This window comes from Mucilaginibacter sp. (genome assembly GCF_041663085.1).
In the GTDB taxonomy this organism is placed as follows: domain Bacteria; phylum Bacteroidota; class Bacteroidia; order Sphingobacteriales; family Sphingobacteriaceae; genus Mucilaginibacter.
Genome location: NZ_JBAZRC010000013.1, coordinates 18,936 through 42,181 on the forward strand (window position 1 = coordinate 18,936; position 23,246 = coordinate 42,181).

Genomic DNA, 23,246 nt, shown 5'->3' on the forward strand with positions numbered 1-23,246 from the left:
TAAAATTGATGATGGGTATTTTTTAATAAAATAACGCCGCTGTAAATTTTGCGTTAAATTAGCATTTTAAAGCCTTTGATATTTATCCCTCATGAAAAAATTACACTTACTATTTTTATGCCTTATTGCCTTTATAACTGTTAATGCCCAAAATATTGACAGGAGTAAATTCATAGCAGATAGCCTTGATATTTACATTAACAAGGCACTCACCAACTGGCGCATACCCGGCGCGGCTGTTTGTATTGTAAAAGATGGCAAAATTATACTGATGAAGGGTTACGGCATTAAAGAACTTGGCCTGCCGGGCAAGGTTGACCAAAACACGTTGTTTATGATAGGCAGCAACACCAAGGCATTTACAGCAACCGCTTTGGCCATGCTACAGGCTGAGAAAAAACTATCGCTTGATGAAAAGGTAACTAAATACATCCCTGAATTTAAACTGGAAAACAAGGCCGCAGGCGATATGGCTATTGTGAAAGATTTATTATGCCACCGTTTAGGCTTCCGCACGTTTCAGGGCGATTTTACCTTTTACAACACCAACCTAAGCCGCCACGAGGTGCTTGAAAAATTGGGAAAAATGAAGGCCACTTATCCTTTCCGCACTACATGGGGCTATACCAATTCGGCTTTTTTAACTGCCGGCGAGATCATTCCGCGTGTTACCGGCAAACAATGGGAAACCTACTTAAAAGAGAATATTTTTGCCCCACTGGGCATGAACAGCACCCTGGCTTTAACCGCCGAGATGCCAAAAGCGCTTAACCGCACCGTGCCGCATACCCTGGTTGACGGCCGCCTTACTGCCATACCTTATTGTAACATTGATGGATTGGCACCTGCGGGCAGCATCAGCTCATCTGTTAATGACATGAGCAAATGGGTAATGGCCCTACTTGATAATGGCAAGGTGGGCGGCAAACAGGTTATACCGGCAGCGGCAATTGCAGCTACCCGCCAACCACAGGATTATGTATCTACTGCCAATTATTTAAACGGCGATATTGGATTTGAGCTATATGGCCTGGGCTGGTCAATACAAGATTATTGCGGGCGGCGTTTGGTAATGCATACAGGTGGCGTTAACGGCTATGTATCGTCGGTAACGCTGGTGCCAAAAGAAAACCTGGGTATTGTGATATTAACCAACACCGACCAGAATGAACTGTACGAAGCTTTAAAATGGGATATTGTTGACGCCTATTTTAAAAACAAAAATTATCATTACAACGATGTTTTTTTAGAGTACAACAAGTCTAACACAGCCAAGTTCCAGGCTACTGATAAGAAAATGCGCGACAGCACTTTGCTTAACCTTAAGCCCCAGTTATCTGCCAATAAATACACCGGCAAATACGTGAACGACCTTTACGGCAGCCTGGAAATAACCCGGGGCGAAACCGGCAACGACCTGGAGATACGCTTTGAGCACCATCCAAAAATGTATGCCAAACTACAGCCACTGGGCGGCAACCGCTTTTATGTAACCTTTTCTGACCCGGTGTTTGGTAAAGCCATTTTCCCTTTTACCGTAAAAGACGGCAAAGTAACCAATCTGCGGGTTAAGGTAGCCGATTTTGTTGAGTACAACCCTTACGATTTCAGGAAGGTAGAATAGTAGCTGAACCGCTTGTCCCATTTTTGAAATGGGACAAACGGAACAAGTGGAACATATTGATTATTAAATAGTTAATACTGAAAAAATTGCCGGCATCTCAACTGATGCTTTATCACTTTAACATTAAATACTCATATTCAACAGTTTAAAAAAACCGGGACATGTTCCACTTTTTTAGAAATGGAGACAAGAATCCGGCATAAACAAACAGCGACTTTTTTCGACCCTTTTTCGGCCTCAGTCCGACCTTTTAGGATGTATAATTTAGCCGAAAGTAAAACCCCCAATAATTATACAAGTTGTTTATTTTCAGGTGATTAATGATTTACGACTTGTTCCATTTTGACTTGTCCTGAAATAGGTTGACAAAAAAGTCAATCATTATGAGCAAACGTGAAGAGAAGCAAGCGATCATTTCAGAATACATGTCAGGGGACACAAGTATGCGTAAATTAGGTATCAAATATGGATATGGCCATGTTACGATATCAAGATGGGTTATGGCACAAAAAAAGTACGGAAAAAAGCAACCTCTGGCATTTTCTAAGCAAGTTCTCAACGAGCAGGAGCTTACTACTGTGGAAGAACTGCAGGAAGCTTTGCGGTTATCGCGTATTAAGGTGGAGCTACTGGAGGCGATGATAGATATCTCTGATGAGCAATTTGGTACAGATATCCGAAAAAAAGCTGGGCCCAGTCAGTCATGAAGGTAGAACAAAGCAGGGGTTATAGTTTAGCCCTGCTTTGTTCACTGTCTGGTTATAGCCGTCAGGCTTATTATAAACGTAGATTAACGCTTGAAAAAGAGCCGCTGAAAGAAGAGCTTATCATTCAGCTGGTACTCGACCTTCGTGAACTTCAGCCACGGATAGGAGGCCGTAAACTGTTGTTACTGTTAAGCCCTTTCATGAAGCGTCATCGTATAAGTATGGGCAGGGATACCTTTTTTACGATGCTTGGCCATTATGAGCTGTTAAACAAAAGGGGCAGGAAAAAGCCGCGTACCACTGACTCCGGCCACTGGATGAGGAAATACCCTAATTTGGTCACGGAACTTATTCCCACAGCTTCGGATGAGCTTTGGGTGAGTGATATCACTTACCTGATGCTGAAAGAAAAGGATGTCTTTTTGAGCCTGGTAACAGATGCCTTCAGCAGGAAGATCGTTGGTTTTCATGTGAGCGATAGTCTTAGTGCCGATGGTGCCGTGTTGGCCTTGCAAATGGCTATCGGGGGCCGCAGGAACCTACAGGGGCTGATCCATCATTCAGACAGGGGCTGCCAGTATTGCTGTGACCGGTATGTAAACGAGCTTAAAGGCTGCGGGATCAGCATCAGCATGACCCAAAGCGGAGACCCCAGGGATAACGCTATTGCAGAGCCGGTGAACGGGATCCTGAAAATGGAATTGCTACAGCCTGTATTTGCAGACCTCGGGGCCGCTATAACAGCGGTGACACAGGCCGTGAACATTTATAACTACCTGAGGCCGCACAGCAGCATATCGATGCTGACACCGGCACTTGTTCATGGCCGGGATATTAAAGTAAAGCGCTGCTGGAAAAATTATTACAGAACAATAAAGCAAAACAAGCCTGACGTCATTATCCACAAAAAAGAGCCTCTTTTTAAAAGAAAAAAAAGTAGCAAAAAAAAGAAAACGAGTTAGGATGTGGATAACGCTCCGCGTTACCCACATCCTAACTCGGCAAACAAACAATAAATGTTTTTATCTTTATAATCACTGTCAACCTTTTTCAGGACGGGTCAATTTGTTCCGTAACGGAACAAAAATGGAACAAACCTCATCAACTGAAAACAGAAGTTATCTGCCCGGCATACTATAGCAATATTAATTATCCAGTAACCTGCGATGATAGTTTATCTGCCCCAAATGGTAGCCTAAGTGCATGGCCAGGTGAACAAAAAAGTATTCGAGAGATTCATCTTTTAAAAATCGCTCAACCGGGTATATTTCGTTCAACCGATCTTCCGGGATCATATCGAAGGTTTTATCGATCATGATGATCGTTTTTTCTACTTTATCCACCAGTTCTGCGCGTGGTATATTTTTCAGCGCAAATTCATCTTCGCGGTTTCTTACATATCCGGTTTTGCCAAATTCCGCACCGATGTAGGTATTCAGGTTACCAACCAAATGTAAACAAAGGTTACCAGCAGAATTCAATATACTTTTTTCTACATACCAAAGCTTTTCTTCGTTTTGGTAAGCTTCTATCTCCTGCTTTAACTTTTCAAGGTCGCGGATGATCAGTTTTTTCAACGTATCTTTTATCATATATATTAGTATTCCTGTGGCAATTTCACTAATAAATTTGTCATTTCGAACGACAGAGAGAAATCCTGTTCAATTAATAGGCGGCGAACTTTGCATATCGAACAAGATTTATCTACGATGAGCTCCCTTTGGTTGGTTCGTCTCGTACCTCGTTCGAAATTAACAATTTAGATTATTCTACAACCAATCTGCCAGCGCTGTTTTCAATATCTCAACAAGTTTCGGGTCGTTAAATTGGTAGTTGTCTTTAATACTAAGTACAATTAGGGGTTTTCGCTGTAAAGCAAACTGCTTTTTTACTATATCGCGGTGCTTATACTCCATCACGAAAACTACATCAGCCCAATCAATTAATTTTTGGTTGAGTTTAATGCGCGCTTTGTTGCGTGTGCCTGCACTGCGGGTAGTGTGCAGGTGGTGGCCTACAAACTAAAAGCTCGGCGGTGGGGCTGCGCCATTGATTTTTACTGCAAATGAACAGGAGGTTTGGCATCGCTTATTGTTTATCGGGGTGCCGCGCCTTTTGATCATTATTGATTCTATCCCATGCTTGTTTGGTTAGCACTACCAACTGGTCATCTTTTGCGTTCCATATTGAAACATATTTGCGGGACATCACATAAGATTGCTTCACGTTATTTTCCTTTTCGTATAGCATCATTGTGCAAATATCAGTTGCACTCATTATTTCATCCTTACCAGGAATATGCGTGTGAAAAATAGCTTTTACGTCATTCTTTTTTGTATCGGTTGATATAAGACTATTGTGTATCCTTTTTATGGACGCCACCTCGTTTTTGTAATTTACATCTAACAGGTAATCGTTTCCAAATAAAATAATACCCGACGAGGTGGGCGCCGAAAGAATATAAACACGCTTTATTCCCTTGTTAATAAAAGGTATTACGTTAAAGGTTGTGCCGCTATACTGCTTAAATGTTGTATCGGTACGCAGGATTTTAAATGCAGCAGCACGTAAGGTAAAAAGGTCTTTCTCAATAGTATTCAATTGTCTCGTAACAGTGTCCAACTGGTAATTTTGCACATTGAAATCTTTGCCGAAAGTGATCACACCGATAGTTACCGGCTTCTCGCCTTTACTATAAAATGTATTAACAAGGTTGGTTGGGGTTTCGTATGATACGTAGCCGCCAATTTGATTTTGCTTTTCTTTGCATTTCGCTAAAAAAACATCTGTCCCATGCCAGGATGCCCATTCCGAACGATACAGAGCTTTCCCTTCTGTTACAACACTATCGGTAAGATGGTCCACTTCGGCTCGCACAGGTTCCTTTTCCTGGGCTAGCGAGGTTATGATTGTAGAAAAAAGCATAAACGTAATAATGATGTACTTTTTCATAAGTATTTTATGGCAGATTTAGGATAATTTATTTTGTTTTAGCTCCGTTCATATAATCCAATGTTAAGTTACACAGGGCTTTTACGCCAAGGGTAAACCCGCTCTCGTCAATAAAGAAATCGGGGGTGTGGTGCGATGGGGCTGTTATGCTGTTGCCGCTTTTTGGCATCCCACCCAAAAAGAAGAATATGCCCGGTACTTTTTCCTGGTAAAAGCTAAAATCTTCGGCACCGGTTACCGGCGGGCGCAGTCATACGTTTTCCTTACCGGCAGTACCTTCTAAGGTAGGCAGCATTTTGGCGGTAAGGGCTATATCATTAAAGGTAACGGGGTATTTATTGCTGTAGGGTATCTGCACCTCGGCTGTGGCGCCATAGGCTTCGGCTGTTTTGGTAGCAATGCGTTTTACGTTCTCAGTGATCGTTTTCTCGTCAGCATCAGTAAAGTACCTTACCGTGCCCTGCATTTTAACACTCTCGGGGATAATATTAAAGCGCGAGCCGCCATTTATTAAGCCGATAGTTACCACCGCAGGGTTTTCGGTAACGTTTATATTACGGCTAACTATGCTTTGCAAACTGCTGATGATCTGTGCCGAAACCACGATGGGGTCTATACTGCTCCAGGGGTAAGCGCCGTGTGCCGAACGGCCTTTTACCGTTATTTGCAGGTCTTTTACGCCTGCCATGGTACCGCCCGGGCGGTAAACTATTTTGCCAACCTCCGTTTGCGAATTGATGTGTAAACCAAAGATCACATCAACTTTTGGGTTTTCCATTACACCTTGTTTTACCATTTCTTCGGCGCCGCCTTTCTCGCCTACGGGCGCCCCCTCTTCAGCAGGTTGAAAAATAAACTTTACAGTACCGTGCAGGTCTTTTTTCATGGACGATAGCACCTCGGCCACACCCATCAGGATAGCCATGTGCGAATCATGGCCGCAGGCGTGCATTACGCCAACTTTCTGCCCGTTGTATTGTGCCTTTACTTTTGATGCGAAGGGCAGGTCTACCCGCTCGGTAACAGGCAGCGCGTCCATATCGGCACGCAGGGCCACAACCGGGCCGGGCTGGCCACTTTTTAATATCCCCACAACACCTGTAGTGGCAATGCCGGTTTGTACCTCTATCCCTAATGATTGCAGATGTTTGGCAATAATGCCTGATGTACGCACCTCACGGTTACCCAGTTCAGGATGTTCATGAAAATCGCGGCGCCAGGCCACTATTTTGCTTTGCAAAGCATCGGCCTTAGCGCTTACTTCGTTTTTTGATGGGGTGTTCTGAGCCATTCCTTGTAAAACAGAAAGGCAAAAAAGAAGGGTTAAAAGCTTTTTCATTACTACGGTTTAGTGCAGTAAGATAGACTTTTAACCCCGAAATATAAAAAATGATACTATCGTATTTATGATTAATCAATAACAGGAGCGACGCCGTCTACTGATTTAATAGTAATTGTAAATACCAAAACAGAATTAGCCGGAAGCGCGCCATTAGCATATGGGCCATAACCTAACGCTGACGGTATGAACAACAATATTTTCCCCCCATTTTTAATTTTGGGTACACCTAACTGCCATCCCGCGATGATGTTTTGTGAAAGTGAAAAAGCAAAGTTGTCATTCTTATCAAACTGAACGTCTTTAAGATCGGTACCTAAGTAACTTACTACAAGTTTAGAGCTTGCTGTTATTGCTGCGCCCGAACCTGCGTCTATTATCTGGTAATACAACCCATTATTTGAAGCATCCTTAACTGCCATAATATTGGGGTGTGCATCAAGATATGCAACAATTGCATCGTCATCAACTTTTGCCTGTACAGCAGGGTCAACCACCGGTTGTGGTGTTGTTTTATCCTTTGAGCATGAGGCCAGTCCTATAACCAGCACACTTAGTATAAATAAGTATTTTTTCATAATATTATAAACGTATGAATTTTAAGTGAATTATTTAATGCCTAAAATATCGATAGTAAAAACCAACACCGAGTTTTTAGGAATGGCTGCACCCGGCGAAGTATTGCCATAAGCTAAAACAGATGGTATAATTAATAGCAAACGGCCGCCAACTTTACCATGTGGTATACCCAATGTCCACCCTTTTATAACCCCGCCTGCCAGGTTGGCCGAAAACCCTGTACCTGCATCAAACTGGCTACCGTTTAATAGTTTACCGGTATAGTTTACGGTAACGGTGTTGGCGCTTGTTGGGTTAGTACCTGTACCTGCTGTAATAACCTGGTAATAAATGCCATTAGCATCTTTAGTTGCATTGATGCTTGGGTTGGCTTTTAAATAAGCTTGTATATCAGTTTCGTCTTTCGCCGCCTGTGTGTCGGCGTTAAAATTATCATCTTTTTTGCACGATGCAAAAACCGATATAAGTAAAGTTAGTATTAGAATATGTTTTTTCATTTTATGATTACGTTAAAAATTACGCAGGCGATACAGTTGTTTTAATTTTTAGTTCATTAAGTTGCGCATCAGCTATGGTTGATGGCGAATCTATCATCACATCGCGGCCCGAATTGTTTTTAGGGAAGGCGATAACATCGCGGATAGAATCCAACCCGGCGAAGATAGACGTAAGCCTGTCAAACCCGAAAGCGATACCACCATGCGGAGGGGCACCATACTCAAAGGCATCCATTAAAAAGCCAAATTGTTTTTGCGCTTCTTCTTTTGAAAAGCCCAGGTGCTTAAACATCAATGCCTGCAGTTCCCTGTCGTGGATCCGGATAGAGCCACCGCCAATTTCGGTACCGTTTATAACAAGATCGTATGCGTTTGCACGTACGTTTTTAGGATCGGTATCCAGCAGGGCAATATCCTCGGGCTTTGGCGAAGTGAACGGGTGGTGCATAGCATGGTAGCGTTCTGTTTCTTCGTCCCACTCCAGCAGCGGGAAATCAAGCACCCAAAGCGGCGCAAATTTATTTTTATCGCGCAGGCCCAGGCGGCTGCCTACTTCAAGGCGCAGTTCATTTAGTTGCTTGCGTACCTTATCGGTTTCGCCGGCTAATATCAGTATCAGGTCGCCTTGTTCAGCTTCAAATGCAGCTGCCCAGTTGGTCAGTTCATCCTCGCTGTAAAATTTATCTACAGATGATTTTAATGTGCCATCCTCATTGTAACGGCAATAAATTAAACCTGTAGCGCCAATTTGCGGGCGTTTTATCCACTCGGTTAGTTCATCAATTTGCTTGCGGGTGTAGTTTGCACAACCTTTGGCGTTGATACCCACAACCAGTTCGGCATTATCAAAAATGCTGAAGCCTTTGCCTTTAACCACATCGTTCAGTTCAACAAACTGCATCCCAAAACGGGTATCGGGTTTGTCAGAACCATATAAACGCATGGCATCAGCGTATTGCATCCGCGGGAAATCGCCAAGATCCAGCCCTTTTACGGTGCTGAACAGGTGGCGCGTTAACCCTTCAAAAATATTCAGGATATCTTCCTGTGTAATGAACGACATTTCGCAGTCAATCTGCGTAAACTCCGGCTGCCTGTCGGCGCGCAGGTCCTCGTCCCTAAAACATTTCACTATCTGGAAGTAACGGTCGAAACCGCTTACCATCAATAACTGTTTAAATGTTTGCGGCGATTGCGGCAGGGCGTAAAATTCGCCCGGGTTCATGCGGCTTGGTACCACAAAATCGCGTGCGCCTTCCGGGGTCGATTTAATTAACACCGGGGTTTCTACCTCAATAAAGTCAAGCCCGTCTAAATACTTACGGATCTCCTGTGCCATTTTGTGGCGTAAAACCAGATTGTTACGGATAGGGTTACGGCGCAGATCCAAATAACGGTATTTGGCACGCAGTTCTTCGCCGCCATCAGTTTCATCCTCAATTAAAAACGGAGGGATCTTGGCAGCGTTCAGTATCTCCAGTTCGGTAACGGTTATTTCAATCTCACCGGTTGGGATCTTAGTATTTTTGTTAGAACGCTCTACCACGGTGCCTGTTACTTTAATAACAAACTCGCGGCCCAGTTGCTTGCCAGCTTCGCGCAGGCCGGCATCGGTATCAGTATTTAAAACCAGTTGGGTTAAACCATAACGGTCGCGCACATCAATAAATGTGGTGCCCCCTAAATCGCGCGATTTTTGCACCCATCCGCAAAGGGTTACCGTTTCACCTAAATTGCTGATATTTAATTCTCCGCAGGTATGTGTTCTAAGCATAATTCCTTTTATTTAAAGTCTGCAAAACTACGTTTTTGAGGCGAAAGGCGAAAGCGGAAAGGCAAAAGGTTTGGTCTTAGAACTGCATAAATCCGAAATTGAACATTCGAAATCCGAAATAACGTCTATATTTGCCCCATAATTCTCAAGGGGTGCCTTGCTTTGAGCAATCAAAACTGAAAGACAGGCTGAGATCAAACCCATTGTTTTTTGAAAAGTTAAAAGTCAAGTTAATAAGTCGAGAGTGTGCACGCTTTAGATTTTCTGACGGGCTTCCAACTTTAAAATAAAAACATGCACCTGATCCGGGTAATGCCGGCGTAGGGAGAGGTAACAAGTTAAGTGTACTGCCATTATACCCTGGTGAGCAGATGGTTTAACTAATTTTATTGTTCAAACAAATTGAAAAACTTATTTGCGGCGCTTATCGCCCTGCTGCTGCCTGTCCTGGCATCGGCCCAATTTTCCATCAGCGGAAAAATCACCAATCAAGCCGGCGAAGCTTTGCCCGGCGCAACCGTAACCATTAGCAACCCGGCCATAAACACACAGGCCGATGTAAAAGGTAATTATCACATCGGTGATATACCGGCTGGTGTTTACACCCTTAAAGCCAGTTATATTGGCTATCAAATCACAACCCAAACGCTTACTTTAAGCGGCAACCAAACCCTAAACTTTTCGCTTACCAACGCTACATTCAGCGCCGAGGAAGTTACCGTAACGGCCACCCGCGCGGGTAAAAACTCGCCAACGGCGTTTACCAACCTCAGCAAAAAAGACCTGCAGAAAAACAACTTCGGGCAGGATATGCCTTATTTGTTAAACCAAACCCCATCGGTAGTGGTAAGTTCTGATGCCGGTGCAGGTGTTGGCTATACAGGCATCCGTATCCGCGGCAGCGATGGCACACGTGTAAACGTTACCATTAACGGTATCCCTTTAAATGATGCCGAAAGCCAAGGCTCGTTTTTCATCAACCTGCCCGATCTGGCTTCGTCTGTAAACAACATACAGGTACAGCGCGGGGTGGGTACATCAACCAATGGCGCGGGCGCTTTTGGTGGCAGTATCAACATACAAACCGCTACCCGCCGCGATACCGGCTACGCCGAAATTGGCACAACAGTGGGTTCATACAACACCATGAAAAATACGGTTAGCCTGGGTACAGGTTTACTGGGCGGGCATTTTAGTGTTGATGGCCGTTTGTCAAGGATAAAATCTGACGGGTATATAGACCGCGCCACATCAAGCCTGCGGTCGTTTTTTTTAAGCGGCGCTTACTACGGCAAAAACAATACATTAAGGCTTAATGTATTCTCGGGCATAGAGCGTACCGGCCAGGCCTGGAACGGTGTGCCCGATTACGTTATTGGCGATAATACCCGTAAGGATAACCGAACCTATAACGAGCTTGGCCTGATGCCTGATGGCACTTATTATAAAGACCAGGTAGATAACTACCAGCAAAACCATTACCAGTTACTTTATGATCATAAACTGTCTGATAAGTTATCCTTCAGCGGTGCCCTGCATTACACAAAAGGCTTTGGTTATTATGAGGAATTTAAGAAAGCCGATTCTTTAAAAAACTATGGTTTAAAGCCGGTAACCTATGGCGCAACAACCATATATACATCAGACCTTACCCGCCGCCTATGGCTGAATAACGACTTTTACGGTGTAACCTATGCCTTAAAATACCAGGCGCAAAGCAACCTTAACTTTACTTTAGGCGGTGCCTATAACCGCTATACAGGTGCGCATTACGGCAACATCCTTTATACTAAAGAGAGTGCCGGTATCCCGCCAAATTACGAGTACTACCGCGATGATGCCAAAAAGAATGATTTTAACATTTTTGGCCGCGGCGAATACAAAATAGGCAATGCCACCCTCTTTGCGGATATGCAATACCGCCGCATTTTTTACTCGTTCTTAGGGTACGACAGGAATTTGAACAACGTACAGCAAAATGCCACGCTTAACTTTTTTAACCCCAAAGCAGGTATAACGTATGAACTGGATGAGCACAATAACATCTATGCATCATTTGCGGTAGGCAACCACGAGCCAAACCGCGACGATTACACCAACTCTACCCCTTTAAGCAGGCCTAAGCCAGAAAACCTGAAAGATTTTGAAGCTGGTTACCGCACCAGCGGCGATGTATTTAAAGGGGGCATCAACCTGTTTTATATGCTGTACAAAAACCAGCTGATATTAACCGGTGCCTTAAATGATGTAGGCGGGGCAACACGCATGAATGTTGATAACAGCTACCGCGCAGGTATTGAGATTGACGGCCGTGTTAAAATAACCAACCAGCTAAGCTGGGCTGCCAATGCAACCATCAGCACCAATAAAATTAAAGACCTGAACATCGCGTTAAAAAACTACGACGCCGACTACAACCCATTGCCGCCGGTGCTGCAATCTTTTAAAAAGACCGACATCGCTTTTTCACCTTCGTTTGTTGCAGGGAGCGAGATAGCTTACTCGCCTGTAAAAAACGGCAGCATTGCCTTTATAAGCAAATATGTGAGCAAGCAATATTTGGATAATTCCTCCAATGTTAACCCTGCGGGTATTAGTACTTCGCCCGATGTGGCTAACAACCCATACGCTGTAAACAGGCTGTTAAAAGCTTATTTTGTAAATGATGTAAGGCTGAGCTACAATATCCAAACCAGCGCTATTAAAAATATAAATTTAGGCTTGCTGGTCAATAACATATTCAGTAAAAAATACGAAGCCAACGGCGCTACCTATCGCGAGGTAGATGGCGGCACAATGGTTAACTATAATTACTATTTCCCGCAGGCAACACGCAACTTCCTGGCATCGGTAACCTTTAGCTTTTAGGTGATGCAACACTGGATAGAGCTGTTCACCGAACAGGTAAAAGCAACCAGCTGGCTGGAGTGGGCGGCAGTAATATTAGGCGTGGCCGAGGTGCTCCTTGCCCGCGCAAACAAAGTGTGGCTATACCCAACAGGTATAGCCGCCACTTTAATTTCTATTTACCTGCTCCTAAATGCCATGCTATACGCCGAATGCCTGCTGAGCCTTTATTATGTAGTAATGAGCGTTTACGGTTGGTACCACTGGATAAAAAAACGCCACCTGCCTGCCGTAAAAGTAAGCTTTGCCAACCGGCAGGAATGGCTAATAACCCTATTAATTGTTTTTGGTGGATGGGGGGTATTGTATGTGATCCTTGTTAAATTCACACCCTCAACGGTTCCAATCTGGGATTCGTGGGTATCATCAACCGCGTGGGCGGGTATGTGGCTGCTGGCCCGGCGCAAGGTAGAAAACTGGGTATTGCTAAACGTAAGCAACCTGTTTGCCATCCCCCTGCTGTACCACAAAAACCTGGCGATGTTTGCGCTGCTCACGCTCATATTATTTATTGTTGCCGTGTTTGGTTATTTCGATTGGCGGAAGATAGCTCGGCAGGAAAAATCATCAGCAAATTAATATGGAAAACATTAAACATCCGTCAACCCTGCTAAAGCCCCAATGGGTGGCTATCATTCGTGATAATGCCGCCGAAGCTGAGGGTTTAGGCAAACTGCACCCGGCCCAGTTACAATTGGTTTATGAGCAGCAATGGTTTAATTTGTTATCTCCTGCTGCTTATGGTGGCTTACAAACCTCACTGCCCGATCTGATAAAATTAGAAGAAGCACTAAGCTGGGCCGATGGCAGCCTGGGCTGGGTAGTTACTTTATGCTGCGGCGCCGGCTGGTTTGGCGGCTTTATCAACCCAAATATCGCGCAGCAAATTTATAGTGACAAAGAAGTGTGTTTAGCCGGCAGCGGCGCGCCTACGGGCACAGCCACAATTACCGGGAATGGCTACATCATAACAGGCGACTGGAAATACGCCAGCGGCGTGCACCATGCCACATACATTACGGTTAGCTGTAATATAATGGATGGTGAAAACCCTGTTTTAAATGAAGACGGCACGCCACTGATACTGCCGTTTGTATTAGACCGCAAAGATGTACAGCTATTATCCGGCTGGAAATATATAGGTATGATAGCCACCGGCAGCGATGCCTATTCGGTTACAAATTTATACGTAGATAAAAACCGTTGCTTTAAAATTGACCCGGGTGCTGCGATGATCGATTCGCTTTTGTACACCTACCCATTTTTGCAACTGGCCGAGGCTACCCTGGCCGCAAATATATCGGGCACGGCCGTGCACTTTATTGACCTGTGCGTGCCAGCCTTTGCAAATAAGGCAACCAACATCCGCCGCGTTAACCAGGCAAATGTTTTGGTAATGGACGAGGCTTTGCGATCGGCTACAGCGCTATTGAACCAGGCACGCGCGGCATTTTTCACTGCTGTTGAAGCTTCATGGGCTAACCCAACTGATGAAGAATTGTTAAAAACGGTAAGCACTACCAGCCGCGTTTTGGCCAAAATATCGCGCGAATGCGTGGATGAACTGTACCCTTATTGCGGTTTGTTAGCGGCATCGCCCGATACCGAGATCAACCGGGTTTGGCGCGATCTGCACACGGCAAGCCAGCATGCTTTGCTTACTTTTTTAAATTAGTTTTGCCTCGCTTTTAATAAAAAGTAACACAAATATCACATTGTTTATATATTGCAATCCTGATATTTGCCCTTTAACATCATATGCTATGAAGATAAAAGTTCTGCTCACGCTAACCTTTGCAACCGCCGTATTTAGCTTATCGGCACAAACAAAAAAAACCGCAACCGTTGCTTCAACAACTTTACCCCGCCCAAAACTGGTAGTGGGTTTAGTGGTGGACCAAATGCGCTGGGATTACCTGTACCGTTATTACGACCGTTACCAGGCCGGTGGTTTTAAACGCATGCTAAACGAAGGTTTTACCTGCGAGAATACCCAGATACCATATATACCTACGGTTACGGCCATAGGGCACTCGTCTATTTATACCGGTTCGGTACCTGCTATACACGGTATTGCCGGCAATGATTTTATCATACAAGCAACAGGCAAATCAATGTACTGCACAGACGACAGCACGGTTACTGCTGTAGGCAGCGATTCGAAAGCAGGTAAAATGTCGCCACGCAACCTGCTGGTAAGTACCGTGACGGATGAGCTAAGACTAGCCACAAACTTCCGCTCCAAGGTGATCGGCATAGCGTTAAAAGACCGTGGTGGCATATTACCGGGCGGGCACTCAGCCAACGCCGCTTACTGGTTTGACGATGCAACCGGTGCCTGGATAAGCAGTACCTATTATATGACCGAACTGCCAACATGGGTAAAAACTTTTAATGCCGGCAAACCTGCCGAAAGATACCTGAAGCAGGACTGGAACACTCTTTACCCGATCAATACTTATGTGCAAAGCGCACCGGATAACAGCCCAAAATATGAAGGTAAGTTTGCCGGGGCCGACGCGCCAACCTTCCCGATAAAAACATCTGAACTATATAAAGGCAAAGCCGGCATGATACGCTCTACGCCTTTTGGTAACAGCATGACGCTTGACCTTGCTAAGGCAGCTATCGAAAATGAAAAACTGGGTGCAGGCACAGTTACCGATTTCCTTGCGGTAAGCCTTTCCTCAACAGATTATGTTGGCGATCAGTTTGGGCCGAACTCTGTTGAGGCGGAAGACACCTATCTGCGTTTAGATAAAGACCTTGCTGCTTTCTTTACTTATTTAGATGGCAAATTGGGTAAAGGAAACTATACCGTTTTCCTGAGTGCCGACCATGGTGCCGCGCATAACCCTAATTTTTTAATAGATCATAATATCCCGGCAGGTGTTTGGAAAAGCGGTGATACACAAACCCGCTTAAATAAAATGCTTGAGGACAAGTATAAAGTAAAAGGCGTGGTGTTAAGCCTTGAAAACTACCAGGTAAACTTTAACAATGCCGTTATTAAAAAAGAGAACCTGAATACCGACGCCTTAAAATTTGATTGCATCCAGTTTTTACAGCAGGAACCACAAATTGCTTATGCGGTTGATATGCAGCGCGTACAGTTGGCTACTATACCTGATGAGCTTCGTACACGTATCCAAAACGGCTATAATGCCGAACGCAGTGGCGCTATCCAGATCGTCCTGAAACCGGGATGGTTTAGCGGCGGCCAAACAGGCACTACTCATGGCAGCTGGAACCCTTATGATGCGCACATCCCATTGGTATTTATGGGCTGGGGTATTAAACATGGCAGCCTGACCCGCGAAACCCACATGACAGACATTGCCCCAACCGTTGCCGAACTATTGCACATCCAGGCACCTAACGGAAACATAGGTACAGCTATTGGCGAGGTGTTAAAATAGAGATTAGTGGTTAGAGTTGATCAAGTTCAAAATTTAACCACAAAGAACACAGAGATTCACAAAGGTCACAGAGATTTATGCCAACCTCTGTGACCTTTGTGTTTTTATCTTTGTGCCCTCTGTGGTAAAAAACAAAAGCATCCCATGAAAAAATACATATCCAAATTCCATTACCTCACACAAGACCTACCCAACCGCAGCCATGTTGAGCAGGCCCAGATTGCCTGCGAAGCCGGGGCCAACTGGATCCAATACCGCTGCATGAGTAAAACTGATGAGGAGATGATCCCCGAAATTCACCAGATAGCATCTATATGTGATGACTGGGGTGCAACGCTGATCCTCGCCAATCATTATCACTTATTAGCTCAAGTTGATGCCCAGGGCGTACATATTGAAGATTTTGATGCCGATTTCGCAGCCATCCGCGAAGCTATAACAGATGAAAAAACACTGGGTGCATCGGCCACCAATATAGAAGCGCTATTGCGCGTACAAAACAGCGGCGTGGTAGATTATTGCGGCTATGGCCCTTTTGCCCATACCGATACCAAACCAAATGATAAGCCATTATTAGGCTATGATGGTTATCGCGCTTTAGAAAAGCAGCCGATTAACATCCCGGTTATTGCAGTTGGAGGCGTACAATTAAAAGATATTGAGCCATTAATGCAAACCGGCGTTTACGGCATTGCGGTTTCTTCGGCGGTTAATCTATCGCTTGACCCGGGAGGGATGGTGAAGGAGATCTATAGGAGGATATATTAGAATAATACTACCCTGTCATTTCGAACGATAGAGAGAAATCTTTTACAAATGCAAGGTGTACTCCATGCTTCATTGAATGCATAGTGTAAAAGATTTCTCCTCGCTACGCTCGTTCGAAATGACAAGGCGGTTAACTATTAGCGTCCGGGTACGCCACATAAACATGCTCATCCATAACCACCCCACCCTTTATTACCGTTTGCTTTAGCACACCCTGCTTGGTATAACCTGCCTTTTCCAGCACCCGCATAGATTTTGGATTAGAGCCGAAAACAAAGGCCATAATGCAAATAATATCCAGGTGATTGAAACCATATTCGGTTACCAGTTTAACGGCCTCGGGCATAATGCCGCGTCCCCAGTACTGTTCGCTAAGCCAATACCCCATAAGTGGCGATTTACGATAAACATCTTCCCGAAAATCAAGGCTGATAATACCCGCCACTTCGTTATTAATTTCAATGGCAAACGCTGTAACCGGTTCTTCATCAATTTTCAGGTTGATAAAAAACTCCGCATCGGCCAGCGAATATGGCGACGGGAACCTGTCCAGCAAATACGCGGGCACTTTAGGATTATCCGCATGTTTTTGTAATGACGGTGCATCGTCTCTTCGTAAATTACGCAGTATAAATTGGCTCCCTTTTATTTCCATGGTGTAACAATACAATGGCTAAAAATAGTAATATTACCTAAAATGTTAAATTGCAGCGCCTAACAGCATTTTTATTATGAAGAAAAGCTTTACCTTATTATTCCTTTGTTTCGGCCTTTACGCATCTGCGCAAACCCTTGGCCAGCTTACCGTCGAAAAAATAATGCGCGACCCAAAGTGGATGGGCGTATCGCCATCAAACATCCGCTGGAGCGATGATAGCAAGAAGATCTATTTTAACTGGAACCCCGATAAAACAGAACGGGATGAGCTTTTTTTCATCACACCAAACAATACAAAACCGCAAAAAGTTAGTCTTGATGAGCGTAAAGCCATGATCCCCGAAAACGGCAAATGGAACAAAAAGCGCACGCTAAAAACCTTTGAAAAGAATGGCGATATCTATCTGTTGGATATAGCATCGGGTAAAACCGTACAGCTTACCAATACCACCAGCCGCGAAAGCAACCCAACTTTTAGCGGGGATGAAGGCAGTATTGTGTTCACTAACGATAACAACCTGTACCAGATAAAGCTTAATAAAGGCGAACTTACCCAGCTTACTAATTTTGTAAAAGCAACCACCGGCGAAAAGAAACCCGCCAAAGAGAATGAACAGGCTGCCTGGCTTAAAAAGCAACAGCTGGAACTGTTTGATATTATAAAAGTTAATGAGAAGGACCGCAAGCTCGATTCGTCCGAGCGGGCTTTATTCAAACCCTCAAAATTAAAAGAGCTGGTGTTCGGCGATAAACGCTTAACCGGCGTACAGCTTAGTCCGGATAGTCGGTATGTAACCTACCGCCTTATTCAGTCAGCCGAAGGTGCAAAGAGCGGCATCGTGCCCGATTATGTAACCTCATCCGGTTATACCGAAGATATCCCTAACCGCACCAAAGTGGGCAGCCCGCAATCTACCTCAGAAAGCTTTATTTACGACAGGCAGCGCGATACCGTTTACAGCATCATAACCAAAGATCTGCCGGGTATAAAAGATATCCCTGAATTTATAAAGGACTACCCGAAAGAACTGGAGGCCCGCAAAAAGCTAAACGCCGACCGCAAGGTTGACATAGCCGGCCCATACTGGAGCCCCGACGTTAAATACGCCATTGTTAATGTAGATGCACAGGATAACAAAGACCGCTGGTTGATGAAACTGGATGCCACTACGGGCAAACTCACCCTGCTTGACAGGCAGCACGACGATGCCTGGATAGGCGGCCCCGGTACCGGCGGCTTTTTTGCGGATGGCAGCCTGGGCTGGGCAGATAATACCCACTTCTATTTCCAGAGCGAAGCAAGTGGCTACTCGCATCTGTACATAGCTGATGTGGTAACCGGCGAAAAGAAGCAGTTAACCTCAGGCAAATGGGAGGTACAAACACTGCATCTATCTAACGACAAAAAAACCTTTTACTTCACAGCCAATATTGAGCACCCGGGCATTACAAATTTTTACCGCATCCCGGTTACAGGTGGTGCGCCGGTTAAAATAACCGGCATGAAGGGTGGTAATGAGATAGATCTGTCGCCCGATGAAAAATGGCTGGCTATCCGCTATTCATACTCCAACAAACCGTGGGAGCTGTATGTACAGGCCAATAAGCCCGGGGCAAAGGCGGTACAGGTAACCAGCTCTACCACGGCCGAGTTTAATTCGTACCCTTGGCGCGAGCCGGAGGTGATCAGCTTTAAAAATCGTAACGGTAAGGATATTTACGCGCGTGTTTATGTGCCTAAAAACCCCGACCCGGCAAAACCAGCCGTGGTATTTGTACATGGCGCAGGCTACCTGCAAAACGTGCATTACTGGTGGAGCAGTTATTTCCGCGAATATATGTTCAACAACATGCTTACCGATAACGGCTACACGGTTATGGATATTGATTATACCGCCAGCTCGGGTTACGGGCGCGATATCCGCACCGGTATTTACCGCCACATGGGGGGCGCCGACCTTACCGACCAGGTTGATGGTGTGAAACTATTGATAGAAAAATATGGCGTTAACCCCAAACATGTGGGCATGTACGGCGGATCGTACGGCGGTTTTATGACGCTGATGGCCTTGTTTACCGAGCCGGATGTATTTGCATCAGGAGCAGCCATCCGCTCGGTTACCGATTGGGCACATTATAACCATGGCTATACCTCAAATATCCTTAACGAGCCTTTTACAGACGAAAAGGCTTACCGCCAAAGTTCGCCTATTTACTTTGCCGATGGTTTAAAGGGCAACCTGCTGATGCTTCATGGGATGGTAGACCAGAATGTGAATTTCCAGGATATTGTACGCTTGACCCAAAAACTGATAGAATTGCATAAGGAAAATTGGTCGCTTGCACCATACCCGGTAGAAGACCACGGTTTTGTGCAACCCAGCAGCTGGACGGACGAGTATAAACGGATTTATAAACTGTTTGAGGAAACGTTGAAGAAGTAAATCTAATCCACCCTCTCTATAAAACGAGGGGGTGGATTAACTAATAAATTAAATATTATTTCCCGTCGGTGAATGTAGAGGCCGTAACCTCGGGGATCACAACAAATGCGTCGTAGCCTTTTATTATACGCAATAGCTTATCGTCCTTTACCACTAACTTCCCATCGTCTATGGCGGTACGTAAAGGTTTCAGATCTATGCAGTGCCAGGCATTGCCTTCAGCGGCTTTAAACAAGGGCGCTAATGGCTTAAGTGTCTCGCTGTTTACATCAATCTTCTCATTAGGGAAACCTTTAAACGGCGATGCTTGCGTACCCGAAGTACCGAGGATAATAATGTGGTATGAGCTGCTGAACTTACTATCCTCAATATTACTTACTAAGTTTCCAATATCGTAAGTCCCCATTAAGCCTTCATCTTTAGCAACATGGTTTGCGCCGTATTTATACAGGTTCTTTTTATCCTGCCATTGAGTGTAAACTTGCATGAGTTGGTTTTTCATGAGTTGTACCCGCAAATGGTGGCTTTGCGATTTGTATATTTTGGCGCTCAGCCTAAGCGCCTGTATTATTTTAACTTCTCGCTCGCTAAGCTTCAGGGCCGATAGCTCATCCAGTTTTTTTTCAAACTCAGGCGTAAGTAAATAAAATGGCTTGCTTTGGTCTTTTAAAAAATTGGCGAAATAGATTTTCGAGTTATTTTTAATGAGCTCATAAATTTCTTTGGCTCGTTTGCTTTTGGTGGTCTTTTGTAGTTCATTGCATATCAGGGCGTCTCCTACCAGCAATATCTGGTCGGTACCGTTAATGGTTGTATTAGCTTTTGTAAATTGTTTAAGCAGATCAAACTCGGGGGCGAAAGCATAAAAGGAGAATGTATTGCCATATTCGGCCACGTATCTTTCCATGTCGGGTGCCGATAGGTTTCTGATCTTATCCTGCAGGATGCGCGCTGTAAAGGGGTCTATCTCACAAAAAAAGTTATCGAATTTTATTTGTGATGCTAATGCGGATACAAAAAATGGCGTTTCGTTTGTAAAATGGTCTTCACCAATCAGCACATTTTTGCTGCCTTTGGCTTGGGTTAAAATTTTGTCCCAACCTGCACCTGTAAATTTATTGCCATCTTTGGTAAACAGGGCTGTGTTACTTTTTGCCAGGCTGGTTACCAGGCTATCTTGTGCGCACGTTAATTGTGTATAAAAACTAACAAGTACTATGGTTAAGGCTAAGGTTTTTTTCATAAATGTTAAGAGTACATCACTTTGTAAAAGGTTACAAATAAAACAATCACTTTTGTAATAATGAATAAATATCTGATAGCAATAATTTTCATAATAGGAGGCTGCACCCCGGCCAAACACCCGGCTGCTGTAAGTATCTCTCTTATCAACAACGGGCAGTCTGTTCAATTTAAAGGGTTAGATTACGTGGTAATGCAGGATATAGGGCGCGATACCAATAAAGATGTTTGGCAAAGCCTGGTGCCGGTTTACCGTATGCCGGCCGATACCGATATGAAAAGCTACCAGCCTGTACAGCCGGGCCGCTACCTGTTAAAAGACAGTGTAGTTGTTTTTACGCCCGATACCCCTTTTGTAAAAGGCCAAACCTACTTTGTGCGCAATTACCGCCTTGGCGAAGGCGCGGCATTGATAGATTATATAAAAAGCCGGTCGCAGCCCGGAAAAGTGCGTTTTATTGATTTGATTTTTAAGCAATAAGCTTTGAAAAATCAAAAAAAGTTGTTACATTTGCATCTGAATTAAAAAAGAGGGGGCATTTGTCCCCTCTTTTATTTTATCAATCAAATTATCAACCGCCCCGTTACCTATCGGGAATACCGGTAAAAACATACGATAATGAATATTGAAAAAAGAACAGCTGAACTGGTAGAGGAAAAAATTGCCGATATGCCAAACTTGTTTTTGGTGGATGTTAAAATGCATCCGAACGGTAAACTGATAGTACTGGTTGATGGGGATAACGGGATAGGGATTGCTGATTGTGTTGCCATAAGCAGGCATGTAGGCTTTCATCTGGAAGAAGAGAACGTGATAGATACGCCCTACAACCTGGAGGTTTCATCGCCGGGCATTGATACACCGCTAACCCTGCAAAGGCAATATGCGAAAAATATTGGCCGTACGTTATCAATAAAAATGGATGACGGCGCCAAACGCGAAGGCAAACTATTAAGTGCCGGTGAAAGCGAGATAACAATAGAAGAAACAATAAAAGAAAAAGGGAAAAAGGCTGTAACTGTTGAAAGCACTATCCCGACAGATAAAATAACAGAAACAAAAGTTTTAATATCATTCAAGTAGAAGATGAGCAATATTAATTTAATTGATTCTTTTCAGGAATTTAAAGATTTCAAGAACATTGACCGCCCAACCATGATGAGCGTTCTGGAAGACGTTTTCAGAAGCATGATCAGGAAAAAATACGGTACAGATGAGAATTGCGACGTAATTGTAAACACAGACAATGGTGACTTAGAGATATGGCGCACACGTACCGTAATGGAAGATGGCTTTAGCGAGGATGATGACCTGGAGATAGAACTGGCAGAAGCACATAAAATTGACCCTGACCTGGAAGTTGGCGACGACTATATTGAGCAGATAACTTTAGAAAGCTTTGGCCGCCGTGCTATTTTAGCTGCCCGCCAAACACTGGTATCAAAAATTCTTGAACTGGAGAAAGATGAGATCTTCAAAAAATATAAAGACCGAGTAGGCGAGATTGTTACCGGCGAGGTTTACCAGGTTTGGAAAAAAGAAACCCTGGTATTGGATGACGAAGGCAATGAGCTTTTATTACCAAAAACCGAGCAGATCCCTGCCGATTACTTTAAAAAAGGCGACAGTGTAAGAGCTATCATCAGTAAGGTTGATATGCTTAACAGCAACCCTAAGATCATCATATCACGTACGGCGCCCGAGTTTTTACAGCGTTTGTTCGAGATGGAGGTTCCGGAGATCTTCGACGGCTTAATCACTATCAAGAAAATTGTTCGCGAACCGGGTGAAAGGGCTAAAGTAGCAGTAGAATCTTACGATGACCGTATCGATCCTGTTGGTGCCTGCGTAGGTATGAAAGGTTCACGTATCCATGGTATCGTTCGCGAGTTGAAGAACGAGAACATAGATGTGATAAACTTTACCAATAATATTCAGTTATACATACAGCGTGCTTTATCGCCTGCCAAAATCACTTCTATTAAATTAGATGATGAGAAAAAAACGGCGGCAGTTTACTTAAAGCCCGATCAGGTATCGTTAGCAATTGGCCGTGGCGGCCACAACATTAAGCTTGCCGGTAAGTTAACCGGTTACGAAATTGATGTTTACCGCGAGGCTGATGAGCATGATGAGGATGTGGATATTGAAGAATTCTCAGACGAGATTGATAGCTGGATACTGGACGAGTTTAAACGCATAGGGCTTGATACAGCTAAGTCTGTATTGGCACTATCTGTTGGCGAATTGGTAAAACGTACCGACCTTGAAGAGGAAACAATAAAAGAAGTTTTATCAGTTCTACAGGCAGAATTTGAATAAACGAAATAACACGA

At 44.2% G+C, this 23,246-nt stretch carries 21 protein-coding genes; 12 read left to right on the plus strand and 9 right to left on the minus strand.

Going from position 1 to position 23,246, the window contains the following annotated elements:
• Positions 1-91 precede the first annotated feature (91 nt).
• From WC615_RS05095 to WC615_RS05105, 3 genes are all read left to right on the plus strand, one after another.
• Positions 92-1,624 carry a serine hydrolase gene (locus tag WC615_RS05095; RefSeq protein WP_372977053.1) on the plus strand — a complete coding sequence of 511 codons (1,533 nt, stop codon included), beginning with the start codon at positions 92-94 and terminating at the stop codon, positions 1,622-1,624.
• 383 nt (positions 1,625-2,007) lie between these two features.
• Positions 2,008-2,331 (plus strand): hypothetical protein, encoded by a 324-nt coding sequence (locus WC615_RS05100; protein ID WP_372977054.1) that lies wholly within the window; start codon positions 2,008-2,010, stop codon positions 2,329-2,331.
• A complete protein-coding gene (locus tag WC615_RS05105) occupies positions 2,328-3,293 on the plus strand; it encodes an IS3 family transposase (protein ID WP_372977055.1) in 966 nt (321 codons plus the stop codon). The genes WC615_RS05100 and WC615_RS05105 overlap by 4 nt, the downstream gene beginning before the upstream one ends.
• Before the next feature lie 183 nt (positions 3,294-3,476).
• On the opposite strand, the gene WC615_RS05110 is transcribed toward WC615_RS05105, so the two are convergent.
• The 7 genes from WC615_RS05110 to aspS all read right to left on the minus strand — a co-directional run bounded on the left by WC615_RS05110 (position 3,477) and on the right by aspS (position 9,472).
• Complete coding sequence (locus WC615_RS05110) at positions 3,477-3,923, minus strand: DUF1572 family protein (RefSeq protein WP_372977056.1); 447 nt, start codon at positions 3,921-3,923, stop codon at positions 3,477-3,479.
• 496 nt (positions 3,924-4,419) lie between these two features.
• Entirely contained in the window at positions 4,420-5,283 is an 864-nt protein-coding gene (locus tag WC615_RS05115) for a hypothetical protein (protein WP_372977057.1), read from the minus strand.
• A 28-nt stretch (positions 5,284-5,311) separates the two neighbouring features.
• A complete protein-coding gene (locus tag WC615_RS05120; RefSeq protein WP_372977058.1) occupies positions 5,312-5,452 on the minus strand; it encodes a hypothetical protein in 141 nt (46 codons plus the stop codon).
• A gap of 81 nt (positions 5,453-5,533) precedes the next feature.
• Positions 5,534-6,622 (minus strand): amidohydrolase, encoded by a 1,089-nt coding sequence (locus WC615_RS05125; RefSeq protein ID WP_372977059.1) that lies wholly within the window; start codon positions 6,620-6,622, stop codon positions 5,534-5,536.
• 71 nt (positions 6,623-6,693) lie between these two features.
• Positions 6,694-7,200, minus strand: a complete 507-nt coding sequence (locus tag WC615_RS05130; protein ID WP_372977060.1) for an FKBP-type peptidyl-prolyl cis-trans isomerase — start codon at positions 7,198-7,200, stop codon at positions 6,694-6,696.
• Between the two features lie 30 nt (positions 7,201-7,230).
• The gene (locus WC615_RS05135; RefSeq protein WP_372977061.1) at positions 7,231-7,698 is read right to left on the minus strand and encodes an FKBP-type peptidyl-prolyl cis-trans isomerase; all 468 of its coding nucleotides are present in this window, start codon (positions 7,696-7,698) and stop codon (positions 7,231-7,233) included.
• A 19-nt stretch (positions 7,699-7,717) separates the two neighbouring features.
• Positions 7,718-9,472, minus strand: coding sequence for an aspartate--tRNA ligase (gene aspS / locus WC615_RS05140; protein WP_372977062.1), 1,755 nt, complete (start codon positions 9,470-9,472; stop codon positions 7,718-7,720).
• 402 nt (positions 9,473-9,874) lie between these two features.
• On the opposite strand from aspS, the gene WC615_RS05145 reads away from it, so the two are divergent.
• The 5 genes from WC615_RS05145 to WC615_RS05165 all read left to right on the plus strand — a co-directional run bounded on the left by WC615_RS05145 (position 9,875) and on the right by WC615_RS05165 (position 16,566).
• Complete coding sequence (locus WC615_RS05145) at positions 9,875-12,340, plus strand: TonB-dependent receptor (protein ID WP_372977063.1); 2,466 nt, start codon at positions 9,875-9,877, stop codon at positions 12,338-12,340.
• A 3-nt stretch (positions 12,341-12,343) separates the two neighbouring features.
• Positions 12,344-12,958 carry a nicotinamide riboside transporter PnuC gene (gene pnuC, locus WC615_RS05150; RefSeq protein WP_372977064.1) on the plus strand — a complete coding sequence of 205 codons (615 nt, stop codon included), beginning with the start codon at positions 12,344-12,346 and terminating at the stop codon, positions 12,956-12,958.
• A 1-nt stretch (position 12,959) separates the two neighbouring features.
• Positions 12,960-14,054 carry an acyl-CoA dehydrogenase gene (locus WC615_RS05155; RefSeq protein WP_372977065.1) on the plus strand — a complete coding sequence of 365 codons (1,095 nt, stop codon included), beginning with the start codon at positions 12,960-12,962 and terminating at the stop codon, positions 14,052-14,054.
• An 88-nt stretch (positions 14,055-14,142) separates the two neighbouring features.
• On the plus strand, positions 14,143-15,798 hold the full coding sequence (pafA, locus tag WC615_RS05160) for an alkaline phosphatase PafA (protein WP_372977066.1): 1,656 nt from the start codon (positions 14,143-14,145) through the stop codon (positions 15,796-15,798).
• A gap of 144 nt (positions 15,799-15,942) precedes the next feature.
• Positions 15,943-16,566 (plus strand): thiamine phosphate synthase, encoded by a 624-nt coding sequence (locus WC615_RS05165; RefSeq protein WP_372977067.1) that lies wholly within the window; start codon positions 15,943-15,945, stop codon positions 16,564-16,566.
• Positions 16,567-16,696: 130 nt separating this feature from the next.
• Here WC615_RS05165 and WC615_RS05170 read toward each other — a convergent pair whose 3' ends face one another.
• Entirely contained in the window at positions 16,697-17,221 is a 525-nt protein-coding gene (locus tag WC615_RS05170; protein ID WP_372977068.1) for a GNAT family N-acetyltransferase, read from the minus strand.
• A 76-nt stretch (positions 17,222-17,297) separates the two neighbouring features.
• On the opposite strand from WC615_RS05170, the gene WC615_RS05175 reads away from it, so the two are divergent.
• Entirely contained in the window at positions 17,298-19,667 is a 2,370-nt protein-coding gene (locus WC615_RS05175) for a prolyl oligopeptidase family serine peptidase (RefSeq protein WP_372977069.1), read from the plus strand.
• 55 nt (positions 19,668-19,722) lie between these two features.
• Here the strand turns inward: WC615_RS05175 and WC615_RS05180 are convergent, their stop codons facing one another.
• Positions 19,723-20,910, minus strand: coding sequence for a hypothetical protein (locus WC615_RS05180; protein ID WP_372977070.1), 1,188 nt, complete (start codon positions 20,908-20,910; stop codon positions 19,723-19,725).
• A 60-nt stretch (positions 20,911-20,970) separates the two neighbouring features.
• Between WC615_RS05180 and WC615_RS05185 the strand changes: the two genes are divergently transcribed.
• The 3 genes from WC615_RS05185 (at position 20,971) to nusA (ending at position 23,232) form a co-directional block, all read left to right on the plus strand.
• Positions 20,971-21,390 (plus strand): hypothetical protein, encoded by a 420-nt coding sequence (locus WC615_RS05185; RefSeq protein ID WP_372977071.1) that lies wholly within the window; start codon positions 20,971-20,973, stop codon positions 21,388-21,390.
• A gap of 138 nt (positions 21,391-21,528) precedes the next feature.
• Positions 21,529-21,993 (plus strand): ribosome assembly cofactor RimP, encoded by a 465-nt coding sequence (rimP, locus tag WC615_RS05190; protein WP_372977072.1) that lies wholly within the window; start codon positions 21,529-21,531, stop codon positions 21,991-21,993.
• Positions 21,994-21,996: 3 nt separating this feature from the next.
• Positions 21,997-23,232, plus strand: coding sequence for a transcription termination factor NusA (gene nusA / locus WC615_RS05195; protein WP_191175566.1), 1,236 nt, complete (start codon positions 21,997-21,999; stop codon positions 23,230-23,232).
• Positions 23,233-23,246: the final 14 nt, after the last annotated feature.